The sequence below is a fragment of the Caballeronia sp. LZ032 genome (genome assembly GCF_031451315.1).
GTDB lineage: Bacteria > Pseudomonadota > Gammaproteobacteria > Burkholderiales > Burkholderiaceae > Caballeronia.
Window position 1 is genome coordinate 1,004,447 of record NZ_JARUXP010000002.1, and the last position, 21,821, is coordinate 1,026,267.

At 65.2% G+C, this 21,821-nt stretch carries 19 protein-coding genes; 7 read left to right on the forward strand and 12 right to left on the reverse strand.

What is annotated here, in order from left to right:
• Window position 1 precedes the first annotated feature (1 nt).
• From QCE69_RS20115 to QCE69_RS20160, 10 genes are all read right to left on the reverse strand, one after another.
• A complete protein-coding gene (locus QCE69_RS20115) occupies window positions 2-1,306 on the reverse strand; it encodes an MFS transporter (RefSeq protein ID WP_309922231.1) in 1,305 nt (434 codons plus the stop codon).
• A gap of 156 nt (window positions 1,307-1,462) precedes the next feature.
• Entirely contained in the window at window positions 1,463-2,113 is a 651-nt protein-coding gene (locus QCE69_RS20120) for a GntR family transcriptional regulator (protein ID WP_309932553.1), read from the reverse strand.
• A gap of 190 nt (window positions 2,114-2,303) precedes the next feature.
• On the reverse strand, window positions 2,304-3,740 hold the full coding sequence (gene aldA, locus QCE69_RS20125; protein ID WP_309932555.1) for an aldehyde dehydrogenase: 1,437 nt from the start codon (window positions 3,738-3,740) through the stop codon (window positions 2,304-2,306).
• A gap of 50 nt (window positions 3,741-3,790) precedes the next feature.
• A complete protein-coding gene (locus QCE69_RS20130) occupies window positions 3,791-4,705 on the reverse strand; it encodes an SMP-30/gluconolactonase/LRE family protein (RefSeq protein ID WP_309922240.1) in 915 nt (304 codons plus the stop codon).
• Window positions 4,706-4,732: 27 nt separating this feature from the next.
• The gene (locus tag QCE69_RS20135) at window positions 4,733-6,061 is read right to left on the reverse strand and encodes an MFS transporter (RefSeq protein ID WP_309932557.1); all 1,329 of its coding nucleotides are present in this window, start codon (window positions 6,059-6,061) and stop codon (window positions 4,733-4,735) included.
• Between the two features lie 63 nt (window positions 6,062-6,124).
• Complete coding sequence (locus QCE69_RS20140; protein WP_309922245.1) at window positions 6,125-6,535, reverse strand: OB-fold domain-containing protein; 411 nt, start codon at window positions 6,533-6,535, stop codon at window positions 6,125-6,127.
• A gap of 3 nt (window positions 6,536-6,538) precedes the next feature.
• On the reverse strand, window positions 6,539-7,717 hold the full coding sequence (locus QCE69_RS20145; protein ID WP_309932559.1) for a thiolase family protein: 1,179 nt from the start codon (window positions 7,715-7,717) through the stop codon (window positions 6,539-6,541).
• Window positions 7,714-8,931, reverse strand: coding sequence for a CoA transferase (locus QCE69_RS20150; protein ID WP_309932560.1), 1,218 nt, complete (start codon window positions 8,929-8,931; stop codon window positions 7,714-7,716). Before QCE69_RS20150 ends, QCE69_RS20145 begins: the two co-directional genes overlap by 4 nt.
• On the reverse strand, window positions 8,931-10,070 hold the full coding sequence (locus QCE69_RS20155; RefSeq protein WP_309932562.1) for a CoA transferase: 1,140 nt from the start codon (window positions 10,068-10,070) through the stop codon (window positions 8,931-8,933). The genes QCE69_RS20150 and QCE69_RS20155 overlap by 1 nt, the downstream gene beginning before the upstream one ends.
• Before the next feature lie 133 nt (window positions 10,071-10,203).
• Complete coding sequence (locus QCE69_RS20160; RefSeq protein ID WP_309932565.1) at window positions 10,204-11,625, reverse strand: aldehyde dehydrogenase family protein; 1,422 nt, start codon at window positions 11,623-11,625, stop codon at window positions 10,204-10,206.
• 101 nt (window positions 11,626-11,726) lie between these two features.
• Here QCE69_RS20160 and QCE69_RS20165 point away from each other — a divergent pair, with 101 nt between their 5' ends.
• The 7 genes from QCE69_RS20165 to QCE69_RS20195 all read left to right on the forward strand — a co-directional run bounded on the left by QCE69_RS20165 (window position 11,727) and on the right by QCE69_RS20195 (window position 19,492).
• Complete coding sequence (locus tag QCE69_RS20165) at window positions 11,727-12,662, forward strand: LysR family transcriptional regulator (protein ID WP_309922259.1); 936 nt, start codon at window positions 11,727-11,729, stop codon at window positions 12,660-12,662.
• Between the two features lie 400 nt (window positions 12,663-13,062).
• Window positions 13,063-14,277 carry a porin gene (locus QCE69_RS20170; protein WP_309922902.1) on the forward strand — a complete coding sequence of 405 codons (1,215 nt, stop codon included), beginning with the start codon at window positions 13,063-13,065 and terminating at the stop codon, window positions 14,275-14,277.
• A gap of 104 nt (window positions 14,278-14,381) precedes the next feature.
• A complete protein-coding gene (locus tag QCE69_RS20175) occupies window positions 14,382-16,157 on the forward strand; it encodes a tannase/feruloyl esterase family alpha/beta hydrolase (RefSeq protein ID WP_309932567.1) in 1,776 nt (591 codons plus the stop codon).
• A gap of 793 nt (window positions 16,158-16,950) precedes the next feature.
• Window positions 16,951-17,967: a lipopolysaccharide biosynthesis protein gene (locus QCE69_RS20180; RefSeq protein WP_309932826.1), complete on the forward strand. Its 1,017-nt coding sequence runs from the start codon at window positions 16,951-16,953 to the stop codon at window positions 17,965-17,967.
• 87 nt (window positions 17,968-18,054) lie between these two features.
• Complete coding sequence (locus QCE69_RS20185; RefSeq protein ID WP_309922268.1) at window positions 18,055-18,339, forward strand: hypothetical protein; 285 nt, start codon at window positions 18,055-18,057, stop codon at window positions 18,337-18,339.
• Window positions 18,340-18,476: 137 nt separating this feature from the next.
• Complete coding sequence (locus tag QCE69_RS20190) at window positions 18,477-18,935, forward strand: hypothetical protein (RefSeq protein WP_309922271.1); 459 nt, start codon at window positions 18,477-18,479, stop codon at window positions 18,933-18,935.
• 26 nt (window positions 18,936-18,961) lie between these two features.
• The gene (locus QCE69_RS20195) at window positions 18,962-19,492 is read left to right on the forward strand and encodes a hypothetical protein (protein ID WP_309922273.1); all 531 of its coding nucleotides are present in this window, start codon (window positions 18,962-18,964) and stop codon (window positions 19,490-19,492) included.
• 158 nt (window positions 19,493-19,650) lie between these two features.
• Here the strand turns inward: QCE69_RS20195 and QCE69_RS20200 are convergent, their stop codons facing one another.
• Window positions 19,651-20,526: a tyrosine-protein phosphatase gene (locus QCE69_RS20200; protein ID WP_309932568.1), complete on the reverse strand. Its 876-nt coding sequence runs from the start codon at window positions 20,524-20,526 to the stop codon at window positions 19,651-19,653.
• Window positions 20,523-21,818: an ATP-binding protein gene (locus tag QCE69_RS20205; RefSeq protein WP_309922279.1), complete on the reverse strand. Its 1,296-nt coding sequence runs from the start codon at window positions 21,816-21,818 to the stop codon at window positions 20,523-20,525. Before QCE69_RS20205 ends, QCE69_RS20200 begins: the two co-directional genes overlap by 4 nt.
• Window positions 21,819-21,821 lie beyond the last annotated feature (3 nt).

Here is a 21,821-nt window from a genome sequence, read left to right on the forward strand (position 1 = left end):
GTCAGCCTCCGACCTGTTCGGACATCGCGGCGGCCGCAGCCGGCACGCGACGCGCGCCGATGTGGGAACGCGTCAGCAGCCACGACGACAGCGCGCCTACCACGAGCAGCCCGCCCGCGACGGCGAACGCCGCGTCGAAATGGCCCGTCGCCGACACGACATAGCCGGTGACGATGGGGGCCAGGAAACCGAATATATTGCCGCCGACGAGTTGCAGACCCATCGCGCGGCCGAGGTCGCTGCGCGAGTTGAGCAAGTCGCTCAGCAGCGTCATGTTGAGTGCGAGCCCGCCCGACACGCTGCCGAGCGCGATCGTGATGAGCAGCAGGATCACCACCACGCTTGACACGAACGGCACCAGCAGAATGACCGCGCCCCCGAGCATCACCGCGCCGAGCAACAGGCGCCTGCCGCCCGCTTCGACGGCGCTCGCCGTCAGCAGCCGGTCGCTCAGCAGGCCGAGCGCAATCGAGATCACCATTGAGCCGATGTACGGCGCGGCCATCGCGGTGCCGCTCGTCATCAGCGTCATGCCGCGTTCGGTTTGCAGATAGTTCGGCAGCCAGGTCAGGAAGAGGTATTGCGTGTAGGCGCCGGTGCCTTGCGTCAGCATGAGACCCCACATGGTCGGACTCTTCATCAGCCCGCGCAGTCCGATGGGCGCTTCGTCGGCCTTGCTCTGGCTCGTGGTTTCCCGCTCGCGGCAGATCAGCGCGCGCTCTTCAGCACTCAGCCAGGTAGCCGCTTCCGGTTCGCGAAAATACTTGAGCCACAGTGCAAGCCACACGAAGCCCACCGCCCCGCAGATTGCGAACGACCAGCGCCAGCCGACCGCGGACACGAGCCATGCCAGCACCACCGCACCCAGCGCCGGACCGAAGTACGCGCCCGAGTTCGCGAAGGTCATCGCCGACGCGCGTTCCTGGCGCGGCACCCATTCGCGGATGATGCGCGCCTCGGCTGGATAGCACGATGCCTCGCCAATGCCCATCACGATGCGCGCCGCGGCCACGCCCGCCAGTGTCGAGGCCGCCCCGGTCAGCGCCGTGGCGGCGGACCAGACGGCCATGCTCGTCGATGCGACGATACGCGCGCCGAAACGATCCACCATCAGGCCGACAGGGATCAGGAACAACGTGTAGCCCCACAGGAACGACGAGAACAGATAGCCGAGCTGCACGTTGTTGAGGCCGAGATCGGCCTTGACGTGGCCCGCCGAAACCGAGAGCGCCACGCGGTCGAGATAGTTGATCGCGCACAGCGAGAACAGCATCAGGTACACCCAGTAGCGTGATTTCCAGCGCACTTCTGTCTCCTTGTTGTAGGTCGCGAGCGTGCCATCGTTCGCCTGGCGCGATGCGCCACGGACGAGCGTTCATCCGCGTACGAATATAATTTATATTTTGTAGAGAGACAAACCAAACCCGTGGCTTACAGGGTAATCACGGGGAAGAAGTGAAGCTCAGCGCGCTTCCTTGTGCTCCAGCATCAACGAGCCGACCCGGCTCCAGCCGCTTTCGATGTGATGGCACATGGCATCTACGGCGCGCTCGAAGTCACCGGCGGCCGCGTGTTCGAGGAATTCGTCGTGCTCGCTCGCTATCTGCTTGAAGCGCACCGACTGCTGTTCCTGATAGTTGAACGGATACTTTGCCCACAGCACGCGCACGAACTGCAGCGTCTGTGGGCGCTCCGCCATTTCATACAGGCGGAAATGGAAGCGCACATTGGCGGCACGCGCCGCGAAGATGTCCTTGGATTTAGACAGCCGCGCGAACTCCGCCTCGGCTGCCTTCAGTTCCTTCAATCCGTCGAGTGTCAGGTTGGCGAGGGCGGCGCGCGTCAGTTCGCGTTCGAGCAGCAGACGCAGCATGAAGATCTCGACGGCCTGGTCGTAGTCGAGTTCGGGCACGCACAGCCCGCGATGCGGCTGGCTCACGATGTAGCCTTCCATCTCGAGGACCTTGAGCGCCTCGCGCACGGGCGTGACGGACACGCCCAGTTGCTCGGCGATCTCGACCTGCTTGAGCTTCTCGCCGCGCGCATATTCACCCGCGATGATCTGCTCGCGCAGCTTCTCCGCCACCTGATCCAGTTTCGTCAAAAACGCCATGTCTGCTGCTCCCCGTTCGGCCGAACGTCCGTCGTATGCGCCGCTGCCGCTGTCGCCGCCGCTTGCATGATGATGCTGAAATTGCCGGAATGGAAAACGCCAGTCCCATCCGGCGGACTGGCGCAATTTTATAATATATAAAGGCCCGGAACGAACCGGGCCCGGCCTGGAATCGTCCTAAATGTGCCGCTCAGGCCTGCATGTACACCACATGCGTATGCATGAACTCATACAGGCCGTGCTTGCCATCCGCTCCGCCGATACCGGACTTGCGCACGCCCGCATGAAAACCCTGCATCGCCTCGAAGTTCTCGCGGTTGATGTAGGTCTCGCCGAAGTCGAGTTCGCGGCATGCCTTCATCGCCGCCGACAGATCGCGCGTATAGACCGATGACGTCAGCCCGTAGCTCGTGTCGTTGGCGAGCGCAATGCCTTCGTCGAGATCGTCGATGATCTGGATCGGCAGCACCGGGCCGAAGATCTCGTCGCGCATCACGCCCATGTCGCCGCTGCAGTTGGCGAGCACGGTCGGCAGGTAGTGGAAGCCGGGACCGTCGGCGAAGATCGCCCCGCCCGTCACGGCCTTCGCGCCCGCCTGCACGGCCGAGCGGACCATCGCGTCGACTTTCGCGAGTCCCTCGCGATTGATCAGCGGCCCCATGTCCACGCTCTCGTCCTGCAGCGGATCGCCGAATGTCGTGAGTTTCATCGCGGCGGCCATTTTGTCGGTGAATGCCGCGGCGATGGAACGATGCACATAGACGCGCTCCGCGCAGTTGCACACCTGCCCGCTGTTGATGACGCGCGAATTGCGGATGGCGGTTACGGCGAGATCGAGATCGGCGTCGGCGAGCACGATGGCGGGCGCCTTGCCGCCCAGTTCGAGATTGACCTTGGTGACGTTCGCCGCAGCCGCCGCCATGATGCGCGAGCCGGTCTCCACGCTGCCTGTGAAGCTGATGAGATTCACGCCGGGATGCGCCGAGAGCGCGGCGCCGGTCTCCCCGGCCCCGCCCACCACGTTGAACACGCCTGCGGGCAGATCGGTTTCCGCGACCAGGCGCGCGAACTCGAAGCAGTTGATGGGCGTCTCCTCGCTCGGCTTCACGACGATCGTGTTGCCGGTGACGAGCGCGGGCGCCATCTTCCGCGCGATCAGGAAGAACGGAAAATTCCACGGCAGAATGCCCGCGACGACACCAAGCGGCTTGCGGAACAGGAAGATCTGCTCGCCCGCCCGGTCGCTCGTGATGATCTCGCCTTCGATGCGCCGCGCCCATTCGGCCATATAGTCCATATAGTCGGCGGTGAAGGCGACTTCCACCTTCGCCAGCGCGAGCGTCTTGCCCTGCTCCTCGCTGATGATGCGTGCAAGACGCTCGGCATCTGCGCGCACTTTCTCCGCAATCCGGCGCACGTGCCCTGCACGCTCGATGGCCGGCCTCTTCGCCCACGCCGGTTGCGCGGCGCGTGCGGCGGCCACCGCTTCATCGACGGTCGCGCGGCTCGCCACCGGCGTGCTGCCGATCACCTTCCCCGAGGCCGGATTGATGACATCGAGCGCTTCCTGAGCATCGATGAAACGTCCGCCGATGTAATGCTGATATCCCGTCTTGTTTGCTTGCATCGCTGCTCCAGTTCGAGAATGCGCACCGCATGAAAGGCGCGCGCATGCGTTCAGAGGACCGGCACGCCACGCGTTCCGGTGTAGATCGAGAACAGGCGCGGCCCCGCCGTGATGAACAGCCGGTTGAGCTTCGGCCCGCCAAAACATAAATTGGATACGGGCTCAGGGACATGGATGCGGCCGATCAGTTCGCCGTCCGGCGCGATGCACATCACGCCTTCATCGGAGACGGAGCTGGTCCATACGTTGCCGTCCCCATCGACGCGCAGCCCGTCCGGCACGCCTTTCTCCACCGAAAAGAACACGCTGCGCCGTCCGGGCTTGCCCGTGCTGTCCAGTTCGAAGCGGTAGATCGCGTGCTCGCCCTGCGGATCGTGCGTGCGGCCGCTATCGGCGACGTACAGGTACGCCTCGTCGTGCGAGAAGGCCAGTCCGTTCGGCTTCGACAAGCCCTCGCACGCGAGCGTCAGTTCATGCGTCGAGGGATCCCAGCGATATACATTGCATGCGCCGATCTCGCTCTCCGCGCGATCGCCGGTGTAGTCGCTCAGGATGCCGTAGTCGGGATCCGTGAACCAGATCGAACCATCCGACTTCACGACGACATCGTTCGGTGAATTGAGACGCTTGCCCTGATAGCGGTCCGCGATGACGGTGACGGCGCCGTTCAGCTCGGTGCGCGTCACGCGGCGCGTGCCGCTCTCGCAGGTCACGAGCCGGCCTTGCCGGTCGCGCGTCATGCCGTTCGCATGATTCGACGGCTCGCGCAACGTCGAGACGCCCTGTCCCTCCACCCAGCGATGAATGCGGCTCGACGGGATATCGACGAACAACAGCGTCTGCGTATCGGCGAACCATACGGGGCCTTCGCTCCAGCGCATGCCCGCGTGCAGTTCTTCCAGCACGCTGTTGGTGATGTAGCGGCGAAAGCGCGCATAGTTGATCGCTTCGAAACTTCGTGACATCGAATGCTTCTCCGTTTGATGTGAGGTTCAGTCGCCGATCTTCTCGAAGACGGGTTGCGCCGACGGCATGTTCTGCATCGCGGGATGGCGGCGTTCGCCGTTCACGGGCCAGCGCATCGTCGAGACGACCAGGGCGCCGACGATCGCGGCCAGCGCGATGGCGAACAGCCCATACACCGGCGAGCCCATGCTTTGCGCCACCCAGGTGCGCAGATTCGGCGCGATGAATGCCCCGACGATGCCGAGCGAACTCGCGAAGCCGATGCCGAGCGCCGCCGCGCCGCCCGCAAGACAACGCGGCAGGAAGGTCCAGTAGATCGAACACACCGTGAGCAGCGCTGCACACGACACGCACATGGAAACCATCCGCAATACCGGCGCGCCATAGGCGGTGAGCGCCAGGGCAACGCCGCCGATCAGGAACAGCGCGATGCAGATCGCACGATGCCGGTGGATGCGGTCGGCAAGCGTGGGCAGCCAGATGCAGACGATGCACGCGATGGTCCACGGAATCGCCGTCACGAGGCCGACCTCGAAACCCATCGTCTTGCCGAGCAGCGCGCCCACCTGCGCCGGCAGATAGAACACCACGCCATAGAACGCCATCTGGCCGAAGAAGTGGCACACGGCGCCGCGCCACACGTTGCCGTCGGCAAGCACCTGTTTCCAGTTGCCGCCTGCTTCCTCGCGCGCCTTCGTGGACGCTTCGAGCGCGAGGCGGTCGACGAGCGCCCGGCGTTCCTCGTCGCTGAGCCAGGCGGCCTTCGCAGGAGCATCGTCCATGTAGAAGAAGGCCCATACGCCGACCACGCATGCGGCCAGTCCTTCGATCAGGAACATCCACTGCCAGCCGGCGAGCGACATCATGCCGTCGAGATTGAGCAGCGCGCCCGACACCGGTCCGCCCACCACGAGCGCCAGCGGCGCCGCGACGAAGAAGTAGCCGATGGCCTTGCCGCGCGAATCGTCAGGGAACCAGCAGCCCATGTAGTAGATGGCCGCGGGGAACAGTCCCGCTTCCGCGGCGCCGAGCAGCAGACGGAACACATAGAAGGACACCGGCCCTTGCGTGAACATCAGCGCGGCGCTCGCGAGCCCCCACGTGACCATGATGCGCGAGATCCAGATCTTCGCGCCGAAGCGATGCATCATGATGTTGCTCGGCACTTCGAAAAGCGCATACGACACGAAGAACAGGCCCGCGCCGAGCGCGAACACACTCTCCGAAATCCCCACCGACACCTGCAGGTCGCCCTTCACGAAGCCCACGTTGGCGCGATCGAGAAACGACACGAGGAAGATGAGCATCAGGAAAGGAATGAGGCGGCGCTCGACCTTGGCGGTGGCGCGTGACAACGCTGCATCGTTCACAATGGGTCTCCGATATTATTTATATTGCCGGTCGGTCATGCGCCGCGCTCATTCGAGCCTGAAGCGCGGCAGGACGGTGTGGTCGTCGAGTTCGGCATACACGAGGCGCACTGTCGCGCCGATGGCGCACGCGGCTTCGTCGAGCGGCTCGGGATTGGAGATCATCACGGGGCCCTCCGCCAGCCGCACCGCGATCACCTTGTAGGGCGCGGGATAGCGTTCGAGATAGGTGCGTTCGAAACGCACCCACGAGATGATTTCGCCCTTGCCCGACAGCGGCTTCCAGACCAGCGAAGGCGACAGGCAATGCGGGCACGACGGTCCCGGCGGATAGTGGAAGCGGCCGCAATCGGTGCAGCACGGCAGCTCCATCGCACGGCCGGCGATGCTTCGCCACATGGGCAGGTCGTAATGCCCCAGCACCGCGCCCGGCGGGAATGAGAGATTGTCTGCGTCCATGTCCTAGCCCTCGTTTCCGTAGATGATCGACACGGCCTTGCCCGCCACGTCCGACGTATAGTGTGCAAAGCGCGCATCGCGCACCTGGCGCTCGCCGCATTGGCCGCGCAACTGGCGCACGCATTCGATCTGATGCGCCCAGCCCTGCATGTAGGTTTCCGACAGATGCCCGCCGCTCGTGTTGGTGGGCAGCGCGCCGCCGGGCCCGATGCCCTGCTCGCGCAGGAAGCGTCCCGCCTCGCCGACCTCGCAATAGCCATAACCTTCGAGCGCGAGCGGCACATGCACCGAGAAGCTGTCGTAGACCTGGAACACGTCGATGTCGCGCGGTCCTATGCCCGCCATGTCGAACGCCTGGCGCGCGCAATCCTGCTGCGCAGGCAAGTAGAACTCCGTGAGACGCGGCTCGAGACTCGTCGCGCCCGCATTCAGGTCGCGCCGTCCGAGGGCTTCGATGAACACCGGCTTCTGCTTCGCGCGTTTCGCCCGCTCGCGGCTGGTGACGATCAGCGCCACGCCCCCGTCGTTGATCATGCAGTAGTCGTACAGGCGCAGCGGGGCGCAGATGGTCTTGGCCGCGAGGTAATCGTCGAGCGTGATGGGCTTGCGCATCACCGCGTTCGGGTTCATCGAGGCCCAAGCGCGCTGCGCCACGGACACGTGGCCGAGATCGGCATCCTCGAAACCGCGCGCGGCCTTGTAAGCCTGGAAGGTCAGTGCATACAGTGCGCCCTGCGACGTCATGCCCCACGGCGCGTGATAGACGTAGGAGAGGAACATGTCGCCGCCCATCGCCCGCGGGCCGCCGTACTGGATCTTCGCCGTGCGCTGGTCGTTGCCGTAGACGAGCGCGATGGTCTCGGCCAGGCCGCTTTCGATTGCCGAGACCGCCTGCGCAACCGACAGCACCGCGTCGGCCTGGTCGCCCCAGCGCGGATTGATGCCGAGCACTTCCGACATGCGCTCGTAGGCCGTCGTCGGTCCGACGATCAGGCCGTCGATGTCGTCGCGGGTCAGGCCGGCGTCGTCGAGTGCCGCGCGAAAGGCGGCGGCGCCGTAGCCGTAGCTGTCGGCGGGCTTTTCATCGCGGCGCGCGCGTTGCCAGTCGCCGGGCCAGTCGGTATGGCCGATGCCCACGACTGCCGCCGCATGCCTCAGCCGGCTTGTCGATGTCTGCGTCACTTGAGCACCTCCCGTTGTTCCAGTTCGCGGATGCGTTCCGGCGACAGACCGAGGTCGTCGCGCAAGACCTGCTGCGTGTGCTGGCCAAACAGCGGCGGCGGTGCAAGCGCGATGCGCGCGCCATCGACCAGGAACGGCGGCGAGCTGATGAGCGTCGGACCGACTTCCGGATGCGGCACGTGCTGCCAGTAGTCGCGCGCGGCGAGCTGTTCGTCTTCCTCGATGAGATCGCGCGAACTCGCAACGGCCGCCGCCGGCACGCCGGCTGCGCGCAGCAGCGCGGCCGCTTCGGCGGGCTGCTTGTCCCGGGTCCACGCGGACACCGCGGCTTCCACGCGGTCCACCTGCGCGAGCCGTCCTGATGCATGCTTCAGGGCGGCGTCGTCAGCGAGATCCGTGGCGCCGATGAGCGCTGCGAGCGCACGCCATTGCGCGTCGTCGAGCACCGAGACGGCGACCCAGCCGTCCTGCCCCGCGCAACGGAAGATGTTGTGCGGCGCGTGCGCGCGATGCCGGTTGCCGACGGTCGGCGGCTCCTTGCCGCTCCGGGCAGCCTCGACCAACAACGGTCCCATGAAGTTCGCCGTCGATTCGACCTGCGACAGATCGATCTTCATGCCCCGGCCCGTCTTGCGCCGGTGCCGCAGCGCGGCCAGCACCGCGAAGGCCGCGTGATACGGATTGGCGGCGTGATCTGGAAAGTGCGTGCCCGGGCCGATGGGCTCGGCTGCATCGTAGGCGGTGTGCATCATGATGCCGGTCACCGCGCTGATCGTCATGCCCACGCCGAGCAGCGAGGCGCGCGGCCCGTCCTGGCCGTACATCGGCATCGAGAGATAGATGAGATCGGGTTTCAGGGCCTTGAGCGCGTCATAGCCGAGACCGAGACGGTCCATCGCGCCGGGGCCGAAGTTATTGGTCACCACGTCGGACCGCGCGATCAGGTCGAGCACGAGCTGCTTGCCTTCAGGCGTCTTCATGTCGACGGCAATGCTCTTCTTGCCCGTATTGCGCGACGCGAAGTAGCCACTGCGATTGGTGCCCGCGATGCCGTCCTTGAATGGACCCGCCGTGCGCACGGAATCGGGACGCGTCATGCTCTCGACCTTCACCACTTCCGCGCCGAAGTCCGAGAACACCTTGGTGCCGAACGGGCCGGCGCCCGCCCAGGTTAGATCCGCGAAGCGGATGCCCTTCAACAGGTCCTGCCGCATTACTGCACCTCCTCGGTGTCGATATGAGCCACGCGTTGGGGCAGCCCGGGCGCGGGCGACAACCTCCACACGTCCTCCGAGAAGCGATACGGCGCGCCGGGCATCGTGAGCGTGTCGTCGAGCACGCGGAAATAATTTGTATGCGCGAGTTGCGGATCGGCGAGCACGTCGCGGAGCGTCGAGGCCGGCCCGAGCACGATCTTGCGTTGCATCCCTTCGCGGGTGATTTCGTCCTTCGTGAACCGTGCAAAAAATGGTTCGATGGTGCGCCGGAACGCGTCCTTCGCTTCGCGCGTCAGGCGCCATTGACGGTCGGACCAGCGCGGCGCCTCGAACTCCTGCAGCGCGACGTGGCCGGTCTCTTCAATCCACTTCAACAGCGCGTTCCACGAGACGCCGAGCGTGCGCGGCGCGGCGAGGAACACATAGCCATCCTTGCAGGCGAAGACGTTCTCGCTCGCGTCGCGCGTGCCTTCGCCGCCGCGCATCGAGATGCGTTTCTCGAAGTCGTAGACCTGGATCGAGTTCTGCAGCGAATGCGCGATGGCCTCCTGCGCCGAGATCTCGATGACATGTCCCTCGCCGCTCGCCTGCGCATCGAACAATGCAACCGACAACGCGACCGCCAGATAGACGCCCGTGACCATCGTGGACTGGGAGCCGGGCAGGCGCAGCGGCGCGTCGTCGAGACGTCCCGACAGCCACGCGATTCCGCCCGCCGCCTGCAACACCAGATCGCTCGATGGCGCATCGGCGAGCGGGCCGGTGCGGCCGAACGGCGACACCGAAGCGAGCACCGCGCGCGGCGCGACTTCACGCAGCCAGTCGAACGCGTCATAAAACGCCGCGCCGCGCTCGACGACGATCGCATCGGCATCACGCGCCAGTTCCGCGAATGCGCGGCGCCCTTCGGCCGTGCTTGCGTCGAGCGCGACCGCAGACTTGCTGGCATTGAAGAATTCGAACTCGCAGCGCGCCGCCGGATCGTCCGGCGATTGCGCCGCGCGCCGGTCGTTCGCGCCTTGCGGCGGTTCCACGCGCAGCACGTCCGCGCCGAGATCGGCGAACAGACGCGTGGCGTAGCGGCCGAGGTCATCGGTCAGGTCGAGGATCTTCAGGCCCTCGTAAGGTTGAGTCATGGGTTGTCTCCATGGTCCGGTTTCCGTTGCCCGAAAATATAATTTATATTTTGTATCGAGACAAGGCAGCGCGGATTCGGGATTACCCTCCGATGCGGGAAGCCGGCGCGGCTCCCGCTGCATCGTTATTGGATCAACTCATGCCCAGCAACGACTTCGGCTCCAGAAACGCCTCGATGCCGAACACCCCATACTCCCGCCCGATCCCCGATTGCTTGAAGCCGCCGAACGGCGCGGCCGGCTCATGCGTCAGCGTATTGACCAGCACGCGTCCCGCCTCGATGCGCGACGCCACTGCGCCGGCGCGGGCCTGATCGGCGGAACAGACGTACGCCTGCAAGCCATACGGCGTGTCGTTGGCAATCGCGATGGCTTCTTCGGTATCGCGATAGGGAAGGATCGACAGCACCGGCCCGAAGATTTCCTCCCGCGCGATGGTCATGTCGTTGCGCACGCCGCTGAACACGGTCGGTCGCACGAACCAGCCCGCACTCACGCCGTCAGGCCGCCCCGCGCCGCCCGCAATGAGCCGCGCCCCTTCCTCGATGCCGATGCCGATATAACGCTGCACGCGCTCCCATTGCTTGCGGCTCACCATGGGGCCGACTGTCGTGCGCGCATCGTGCGGATCGCCTGCCTGCACGTCCGCGACGGCGCACGCCATCTTGTCCTCGAACTCGCGCAAGCGCGCCTGCGGCACCAGAATGCGCGTGCCCGCGATACACGCCTGTCCGCTGTTCATGAAGCCGGCTTCGAGAGCGAGCGGCACGGCGAGGTCGAAATCGGCGTCATCGAGAATGATCATCGGCGACTTGCCGCCCAGTTCCAGCGTCACGCGCTTGAGCGTGTCGGCGGCGTTGCGCAGGATTGACTTGCCGACCACCGTCGATCCGGTGAACGACAGCTTCGCTACATCCGGATGCGTGCCGATCTCCGCGCCCGCCGTCTCGCCGCGACCCGTGACGATGTTGAACACGCCCGGCTGCAACCCGGCCGCATGCAATGCCTCGGTCACGACGCGCGTCTGCATGGCGCTCATCTCGCTCGGCTTGATGACGGCGGTGCAGCCCGCCGCCAGCGCCGCTGCAAGCTTGCCGCAGATGAAGCCCGCGTTGCTGTTCCAGGGCGTGATCAGCCCTGCCACGCCGAGCGGCTGCATGACGACCCGTGCCGATCCCGCGCGGCGTTCGAACGCATAGTCCTCCAGCACGCGGGCGGCGTCGAGCAGCACGGCGGCGGCATGCCGGGCCATCCAGCGTCCGCGCGATATGGGCGCGCCGTATTCCTCGATGATCGCCTCGAACAGCTCATCCTCTCTTGCACTCACCGCTTCGTGCATGCATTTCAGCATGTCGATGCGCTCTCCTTTGCTGGTTTGCGAGTGCGTCGGAAACGCCCGTTTCGCGGCGGCAATGGCGAGCCGCGCATCCCGTGCATCGCCCAGCCGCACCCGGCCGATCACCTGTTCCGTGGCGGGATTGACGAGCTCGAACAACTCGTCGCCATGCGGCGTGACGAAAGCGCCGTCGATATAAATATGCTCGATAGTTCGCATGTCCGATCCTTTATAAAAAAGCCGATGCGAACAAGATAGAGCCGGTCGATTGACTCAACTAGCCGTACAATCAAGGACGCCTTGTTGAGCCATTCAGGATAATGAAGACCACCGGCATGACCGAACTCGAAGCGGTGCTCGCCGTTGCGCGTCATCGCAGCTTTCGCGCGGCGGCAAGCGACCTGAGCATGTCCACGTCCGCGCTGAGTCACACCGTCGCGGGACTGGAGGCGCGCATCGGCGTGCGGCTCTTCAACCGCACCACGCGCAGCGTGTCGCTCACGGAAGCCGGCGCACAGTTCGTGCAGAACGTGGCGCCCGCGCTCACGAGCATCCGCGACGCGCTGGAGCAGGCGGGCAGCTTCCGCGACACGCCCTCGGGCACGCTGCGCATCAACACGTCGGCGGGCGCGGCGCATCAGGTCATGGCGGTGTTCATCGCGTTCCTCGAGCGCTATCCGGACATGAAGCTGGATATCGTCACCGAGGGCCGGCTGATCGATATCGTCGTGGAAGGTTTCGATGCCGGCATTCGCCTGAGGGACACCGTGCCGCAAGACATGATCGCGGTGCCGTTCGGGCGGCGGCAGCGCTTCGCGGTGGTCGGCAGCCCGGCCTATTTCGCGCGCCGCAAGCCGCCGCGCACGCCCGCCGATCTCGCCGTCCACGACTGCATCCGCAGCCGCATGCCGAGCGGCTCCATCTACCAATGGGAGTTCGAGAAGCATGGCCAGGCCGTGCGGATAGACGGCGCGGGCGCGCTGACGCTCGACGATCCCGGCCTCATGCTCGCGGCGGCGCGCGCCGGCCTCGGGCTCACCTATCTGACCGAATGGAACGTGCGCGCCGATCTTGCCAACGGCACGCTGAAGCGTGTGCTCGAAGACTGGACGCCGCCGCTCGATGGACTGTGTCTCTACTATCCCGGTCGCCGCCATGTGCCAGCGGGGCTGCGCGCGCTGATCGACATGATCCGCGAACACGCCGACGCCAGCCCCGATCAGCCTGCTGCCCGGCCGCGCCGGCGACGGACATGAGGTCGTATCTCTTTTGCTGATCGCGGCCGCGCGCATGGGAGGCGGTCGGCCAGGTCCATTTGATTCGATTGAAGGACGATGTGACCACGCTTTGCGAAGCATTGTCGACCCCATCAGTTTTGTTTATCGCCTTCGATCCGGCTCGCGACGCGCGTAGCGCCCGCATGCGCCGCTTCGGACAAGGCCCGGGCACGTCTCGCGCATCTCGCAAGCGGATTCACCCGCTGGTTAACCCTTTCTGTTTGCCCCGATCCATCGGAGTACGTTCGGTTCCGCAGGCGTGCGGCGCACCATGCATCCCGCCTTCGCACATGCACACCAACGACAATCCAGGAAGGGGCATACAAGAGTGAGACATTCACTGAAAAAGCTGACGCCGTTGCAGCGTCTGGGTGCGGGCATGATCGCAGGCACGGCGGTCGTCGCGGCGCCCGCATTCGCCCAGAGCAGCGTGACGCTGTATGGCATCGTCGACGATTCGATCGTCTATCAAAGCAGCCAGACGAATCTCGCGAAATCCAATGCGGGGCGCTCGAACGTCAAGATGGCCTCGGGCATCTGGGCAGGCAGCCGCTTCGGGCTGAAGGGCGCCGAAGATCTCGGCGGCGGCAACAAGGCCATCTTCCAGCTGGAATCCGGCTTCGACATCAACAGCGGCGGCCAGCAGTTCACCAACGCGATGTTCGGCCGCCAGGCCTGGGTCGGGCTGACCAATCCGGCCTATGGCACGTTCACCTTGGGACGCCAGTACGCGTCGTACTACACGCTGCTTTCGCCCTATAGCCCGACCAATTGGCTGACCGGCTATTTCGGCGCGCACCCCGGCGATCTCGACGGCATGGACACCATCTACCGGGCGAACAACTCGGTGGTCTACACCTCGCCGAAGTTATACGGCTTCACCGTCAGCGGCTCGTATTCGCTCGCCGGCGTGCCGGACAGCGCGTATCAGGGCTCGACATGGTCCGCTGCCATCCAGTATCAGCAGGGCCCGATCGGCGGCACGGTGGCGTTCTCGCGGATCAACAACGCGGCGAACGGCGGCGGCATCTACAGCAGCAGTTCGACCACGATCAACAGCACCAGCGCCACCGATGGCTCCGGTCAGGCCGGCGTCTCGGCGATCACGGCGGGCTACCAGCGGGCCCAGGCGCAACAGCGCTTCGCCGTCGCGGGCGGCTATCAGATCAACAGTGCGTGGGACGTCTCGGTCACGTATTCGAACGTGCAATACATTCCCGGCGTCAATTCGCTCTTCACCGACGAAGCCGTGTTCAACACAGTCGGTTCGGTGCTGCACTGGAAGGCGACGGCCGCCTGGGACTTCGCGGCGGGCTACAGCTATACGTGGGCGAGCAAGGCGAACGGCATCGACGATGCCGCCTCATATCACCAGTTCAACCTCTCGCAGTATTACTCGCTCTCGAAACGCACCGGACTCTACGCGCTCGAAGCCTTCCAGCGCGCCAACGGCCGCACGCTGGCGGTGCCGTCGGGCACGACGGCCAACCGTCAGACCGCGGCGAACGCGTCCATCGGCGATGGCTTCCAGGGCGCGCCCTCGGCCTCGCGCAGCATGTTCGCGGCTGGTGTCGGCATCATCCATCGCTTCTGACATCCAGTGTCATCCAGTCTGCGCAGACAGTGACGGACATTAACGCACAGTCGCGCAGGCTGTCTTCCGCTGTTCGACATCACAAGAAATTTCAGGAGAGAACCATGAGAGCTCTGGTTTCCGGAAGGCTCGTCGCGGCCACGCGCGCGCGGGCCGCATCGTTGTGCTCGGTGTTCGCGTGCGGCCTCGCCGCTGCCTTCCTCGCCGCGTGCGGCGGCAACGGCGGCAATGACAGTAGCGGGGCAACTTCGAACACTCCGCTGACAGTCGTGAAGCCCGTCACCGACTGTTCGAAACTGGCATCCGTCGATCTCAGCGACGTAGGCGGCGCAGGCAGCACCATCACCTCCGCGACCGTCACGGCCGCGACCGTCAATGGCGCATCGGTCAACTTCTGCACGGTGAAGGGCACGCTCGCGCCGGCCAACACCTTCGAAGTCGCCTTGCCGGTCGATTCGTGGACCCAGCGTTTCGCCGCGCTCGGCTGCGGCGGCCTGTGCGGCAATCTCAGCGATCCGACCAAACAAAGCTCGTTCAGCTTCAGCTACACCTGCCCGCTCGTACAGCAGGGCGGCTTCGTGACGGCGGCCACCGACATGGGCCACTCGGGACAGGATGCGTCCTGGAGCACCGAACCGCAGAAGCAGGCCGACTTCGCCTATCGCGGCCAGCACATCACCACGCTCGCCGCGAAGAAGCTCATCAAGGCCTATTACGGGCAAACGCAGAAGTATTCGTACTTCGTCGGCTGCTCGGACGGCGGGCGCGAGGCGCTGATGGCGGCGCAACGTTATCCGTCGGACTACAACGGCATCGTCGCGGGCGCGCCGGCCGCGCACTTCCAGATTCAGAACTCGCTCTATCACGGCTGGAACGTGGTCTCGAACAGCACGACCGGCACCAGCGCGGGCAAGGCCGTCCTGTACGCCGACAAGGCGCAGCTGCTGCACAAGGCGGTGGTCGCGGCGTGCGGCGGTCAGGCGGGCGTGCCGGATGGCCTGCTCGCCGATCCGCGCACGTGCCACTTCAATCCCGCGACCATCCAGTGCGCCGCGAGCGCGACCGACACCAGCACGTGTCTCACCGCCGCCGAAGTCGCCACCGCGACGAAGATCTACAGCGGCCCCAGCGATGCAAGCACCGGCATGCCGATGCTCGGCGGTTCGCCGCAATATGGCTCGGAAGCGAACTGGATCGGCGTGGAAGTGCCGACCTCGAACTCCACGGACGCCGCGGTGCCCGTCACGAGCCTGTTCAGCTACATGATCGTGAGCGGCGCATACAACCTGATCTTCACGGGATCGCCGGCTATACCGACCGTCGATACCTTCGGCTATCAGGACGCGAGCTTCTATCCGACCTATCTGCAAGCCAACCATCCGCTCAACGACGCCACGAGTCCCGACCTCTCGGCGTTCAAGAACGCGGGCGGCAAGCTGATCCTGTGGCATGGCTGGGCCGACCAGCACATCTCGCCGCTCTTCACGATCCGCTATTACGAGGCCGTGCAGCAGACGATGGGCGAAGCCAACGCCAGCGCGTTCTCGCGGCTGTATGTGGTGCCGGGCGTCGGGCATTGCGGCGGCGGCGAAGGCTTCCCGAACATCGACCTGGTGTCGCAGATCACGGGCTGGGTCGAGCAGGGATCGGCGCCGAATGCGGTCATGAGCTATCAGACCGATGCCGACAGCAAGGTGACCGCTTCGCGTCCGGTGTATCCGTATCCGGCGGTCGCGAAGTTCAGCGGCAATGGTGACTGGCACGACGGCGCCAACTGGACGCAGGGTGCGCCGCTCGTCACCGACGCGTTGCCGGCGTGGGCGGGTGCGAGCTTCTATACCTCGTACACGCCAAAGACGCAGGGTGTAGCGGCGCCCTGAGCACTCGCACCAGCCGCACCGCCTCTCATGCGGTGCGGCTCGCGAGTCGTTTGGGTGGTCATCGGCTTCACGTTCGCGCAGTTCATCTGCAGCACCGTGCACGTGCTCACTCTGCTATGGCTGCTCGCGCCAACGCTTGCTTATCAACCGCCAGTACTTCCCTGAAACATGTATTCCTATGAGGAGAAAAGACGTAATCGGTATCACGCCTGATGCATGAAAACGACTGCGATAAGGACCATTAAACACAGAACAAACTTTCGCGGCCGCCTTCGTACGAAGATGTTTTTTCCGGCTGTCCGGTTTACTTCCACCTCGTATCGAAGTAACCTTTCCCCCGCTGCGATGGTTGTCCCGCAATGTTTCCGACGGCACACCCAATCCGCCTGTTAGTTAGTAAATCTGACGTATCTCGCGGGCCATCACAGCACATGTTACCGACGTCACGTCGAATCCGTTCGGCGTGACTCGTCAAGCCGCTCGCCATGCATATGGCCCGGCGGCGTCCGCGCCCCGAACGCATGGTGATCCATGCGCGTCGGCATGTGGATAAGCCAAGCCAGTACAACCTGGACCGCACGACTCCCCGTCACACGACCGGGAGCCGCGTTCGTTCGCCTGTTGTTCTTCGGATAACTAACGCCCGTTCGAAATAGAACTGGCGGCTTTGCCGAACTGGAAGCTCTCAATTCGAACCGTTTGATTCGCCATCCTCATGTTCATGAAACCATCGACCCAAGCTTCAACATCCTCGTCCCTTCACACACCCAGACGCGCCGCGTTGATCGCCACGATGCTCGCGAGCGCACTGCTCGCCGCTTGCGGCGGCGGCAACGACAGCGCAGTGGATGCCGCCACGGGCAAGGCCGCGACGCCCAAGGCCACGTCGAAGGCCGCGAGCAACGGCTCGATCTTCTACGGCATGAACGGACATAACACCAACGGCGGCGCATACGACGCCACCAGTCCGCAGACCCAGCTCGCGCAGCTCCAGGATCTCGGCGCGACCATCTATCGCAACGACGTCTATAGCTCGACATCGGCGGCGGCGCTGGCCAAGGTCGCGAAGGTCATGGCCGATGGCGGCGTGACGATGTATCCCGTGCTGATGGCGAACCTGAACTACAACAGCGAAGACGATGCCTATCACGCCGGCTATCAGCTCGGCCAGCAGACCGCCAGTTCGTATCACTACGCGTACTACGAGGTGGGCAACGAACTCGAAGCGAAGACGCTTAACGGCAACGTGGACGGCGTGCTCTGGAACCACTACAACAACAGCTCGTACATGCTTGCGCGCGGCGCGATTCGCGGCATGATCGCAGGCGTGAAGTCGGTGGATGCTTCGGCGAAGATCGTGCTCGGCGGCACCTGGCTGCACTATGCGTTCTTCCAGATGCTCGCGGACGGCTCGCAGCCGGACGGTACGTGGGGACATCCCACCGTGTCGTGGGACATCACCTCGTGGCACTGGTACTCGAACGAAGGCGACATCACCAACGCCTGCGGCGGCACGGGCTGCCATGACGTGCTGCAGGTGCTGCACAACATGGGCAAGCCCATCTGGATCAACGAGTTCGGCGTGCGGCCCGACTATGGCTCGTACAACCAGATCGCGTCGTACATCACCGGCGACACGATGATGGCGCAGTATGTGAACGTCGCGTCGAAGTACAACATCCAGTCCATCCAGGGCTTCCAGCTCTACGACGACAGCGAAGGCAACTACGGTCTGATCGAGGGCGACGGCACCACGAAGAAGCCCGCGTACTACTCGTACAAGAGCTTCGTGCAAAGCCACCCGATGTAAGTAAGAAAGGGAAAGGACCGCGCGTTCAAGCATGCGTGCGGCTCGCCGTTATTGCAGTCCGCCAGACCGATAACGACGAGGATAGCGATGCAGATCTCCGGTGCGACCACCACGAGTGCCTACGTGAGCGCGGACGCGCCCGCGCCGCGCCGCATGGCCGATGCTGATACCACAAGCACTGATGCAGACACCTCGTCAGACGACACCGCGACGCAGACGACCGACCCTTCGTCGGTGAAGTCGTTCGCGTATGGCGCGCTGGGCCTCGAACGCCCCGAGGTGCAGGCCACCGATGCCAACGGCTTCTACACCGCGGGCAAATGGGTCGCGGCCGCGGCGACGATCGGCGGCATCATCTCGCTGTTCGTTTGAGTTTGCGTCAGAGCTCGAGCCTGAAGCTGCCGGTTAATACCTGGAAACAACTTGTCGAATCGGCGTGTTGCTCGCCGGATCGGGACACGCGTCCATGCGCGACGATGCTGTTCCTCATTCGACAATTACGCCAGGTCATGCAAGCTCAACACATCGCCACCCGCTCCTTCACTCTCGCGCTGGGCCGCGCGCTCGCCGCCGCCGTGCTGCTCGCGCCGATGCTCCCCGCCGCGGCCGTTGATCTGCCTGACGTCTGCACGGCATTGCAGACGATCGTCGCCGCGCCGTCGTTCGGCACGCTCGCGCAAGGCCGCCCGCTGCTTCCCGCCGGTTCGCCGGGCCAGGGCGTGTGTCGCGGCAGCGCGCACACCTACGATTGCCGCTGGCGTGCCCACTGGCAAGCGGACGGCGTGGTCGCCGACCCGTTGCAGGAACTCGGTGCGGACATCGCCTCATGCTTCCCGGACGTGCGTCACGACATCAACACCGCCACGCGCCAGCGCTTCGTCCTGCGCACGGCGGAGACGACTCGCGCCACGACGCTCACCGCCACGATCGAAGGGGCGAACACGGTGCGCCTGCGCGTCGTGCGCTGAGCCAACCCTGACACAACGACACCGCCATGCCCGGGCGCTTCTCTCTCGCGCTGACGCTCGCCCTCGGCGCGAGCGCGCTGACCGGCTGCACATGGACGCTGATCACCGCAGCCGATGCCGCCGGCTCGCTCGTGCAGGCCGGCTTTTCGGTGGCGTCGAACTATTCGTCGCCGACTTCGGTGACGGGCGAGCCGGCGGCGCTGCAATCGGTTTGCATCGAACTGAACCAGACGGTCGCGACCGGCGACTTCGTGCCGAACCTGCAAGTCTCGTTGCAGCGGCGCGGCGTCAATTCGACCGTCTATAACCCCGGCACGTCGCCGCCCGGCTGCGAGGCCATGCTCGTCTATGCCGCGACCACGAGCTGGGACAAGCATGCATTCAGCAGCAATCCGGTGTCGTATCTGTCCGCCATCGATCTGACGCTGGTGCGGCGCGGCCAGATCCTCGTCACCGCGCGCTATGAAACCAACGGCCTCAGCATGGACCGCTTCGCCAGCGCCCGGCAGAAGCTGGACGCGCTGGTGGAGCGCATGGTGGTGGCGCAGGCGCCATGAAATGCACGATGAAATGCACCTTCCTTTCCGCATCTTTCCATCGGCTCAAGGAACAATGCGGCGGTGCTAATCTGCCTGCGTAGTACGAGTTGTACCGATCCCTCTTGCGGCTCACCTGTCTCAGGCGAGCCGTTTTTTTATGCAATGAGCGCGTGGCATCAGGCCAGCAGCTTCGCGCGCAACATGCCGATGTCGTCCCCGCTCAACGACAGCCCTTGCGACAGATAGTCATTGAGCGTGCCGAAGCTGCCCACCATCTCGTCGAACGCGGCTTCGATCGTCGCGCTCTGCGCCTGATACAGCGGCGCCACGATTGCCGTAGCCGTACCGAGCCGCGCCGCGTGCGCCTGCATGCGCGCGGCGATCTGCGGCTGGGCCGCCGTGTTGGTCAGCAGATAGTCCTGGATGATCACGTCGAGCGGCACTTCCGCGATGGCCAGCAGCAGTGCCGCCGCCCAGCCGGTCCGGTCCTTGCCCACTGCGCCATGGATCACTTGCGGCCCGCTGACGCGCGCCAGCCGCGTCAGCAGCAGACCGAATTGCAACCGTGCCACCGGATCCGTGACCAGCTTGCGCTGCCGATCGATCATCCATGCGCTTGCCGCCGCCGCGTCGCGCGGCATCGCGGAGACGACGTCGATCGGCGCGACTTCATGCGTCTCGCGCACCGCACTCGCCGGCACGCGATCCATCGCCAGCGAAGCCTCGGCCACCATGCGCAGATCATGCAGCGCGCGCAGACTGAGCCGCGCCAGCGTGGCGGCGTCGGCGTCATTGGGCGTGAACGCGCCCGAGCGATAGAACACGCCACGCCGCAGACGGCGTCCATCGACGGAGGCATAGCCATCGCCGATACCCGCCACGTCGCGGAAATTTTCCACCGATGCCACGCGCGGCGTCTCCGCCACGGCGGCTTCATCGCTTCCCCCGCCGCATGCGGACAGCAGCGCACTCGCGCCGAATGCGGTCGAGAGGAGCGCGGCGCCGCGCAGGAAGGCGCGACGCGAGGTCGGAGGGAGCGAAGTGACGATCATGTTGATTGAACGGGAATGACGATACGCACGATCAGCCCGCCGCCCTCGGCATTGCCGATCTCACAGCGGCCCTGCTGTTCGCGCGCAAGACGCTCGACAATGGCAAGACCCAGCCCGCAATGCCCGTTGCCGCTGCGCGCGGGATCGAGCCGCACGAACGGGCGCAGCGCGTCGTCGAGTTGCGCGTCGGGAATGCCGGGACCGTGATCGCGCACTTCGATCAGCCAGTCGGCACGCAGCCGCGCAGTCCTGATCTCCACCGGCGGCTCGCCATGCTCGAACGCGTTATCGACGAGATTGGTCAGCAGCCGGTCGATGAAGGTGCGCGGCAGCACGAACCCATCGCCCGCATGCAGCGACAGCCGGAACAGCGCATCGTCGCCATCCTCGGGCGCAGCGAACTGTTCCGCGATGAAGGCATCCACGCCCGCCGGCGCGCTTTCGGACGGCGCACGCGCGGCGAACTCCAGGAACTGCTGGACGATGCGCGTCATCGAATCGATGTCGCGCAGGAAATGCGCGCGTTCGCGCTCGTCCTTCGCGAGCACCGTCGCGCGCAGCGACAGACGCGTGAGCGGCGCCTTCAGATCGTGCGCGATGCCAGCGAGCATGACCGCGCGGTCGTCATCGGCCTCGGCGATCTTGCTCACCATCTGGTTGAACGCACCGATCAGATCGCGCAACTCGCGCGGACCCCGTTCGCCCACCGGCACCGGACGCTCGCCGCCGCCGAAGCGCCGCGCGGCCTGCGCGACCCGCGCCAGCGGACGTTGCAGTTGCCAGGTGACGAACAGCGACAGCAGCAACGCGCCGCACAGCAACACGAGGGACTCGGTGAAGATGGGCGCGGGCGGCGGCAGGTCGATGGGCGTGACGATCCAGAACGCGCTCGACGGATAGCGCACCCACAGGCGCGGCATCTTGCGCCCGATGCTGTCGATGGCGATCTGCGAGCCCGGCGGCAAGCCATCGGCAATCTGCTTCGCGAGATGCGCGTGCCGCGTCGTCAGCGGATCCTGGAGTTCGAGCGGCTCCGGCATGTTCCAGACCGGCACGATATGCACACGCGTCTCGCGCATCAGCTTGCCGCCGAGGGTCACGTCGTTGTGCGCGGCTTCCAGCACGATCAGCAGCGCGCGTGCGTAGCCATCGGCTTCCTTGTGCGGCGCTTGTATATGCAGCATCGCGAACCATCCGCCCTGCAGCACCAGCAGCACGCAGACCGACAGCAGCGCCATGCGCCCGAACAAGGTATCCGCAATGACGCGCGGCGAGAAAGCAGCCAGACGCATCGC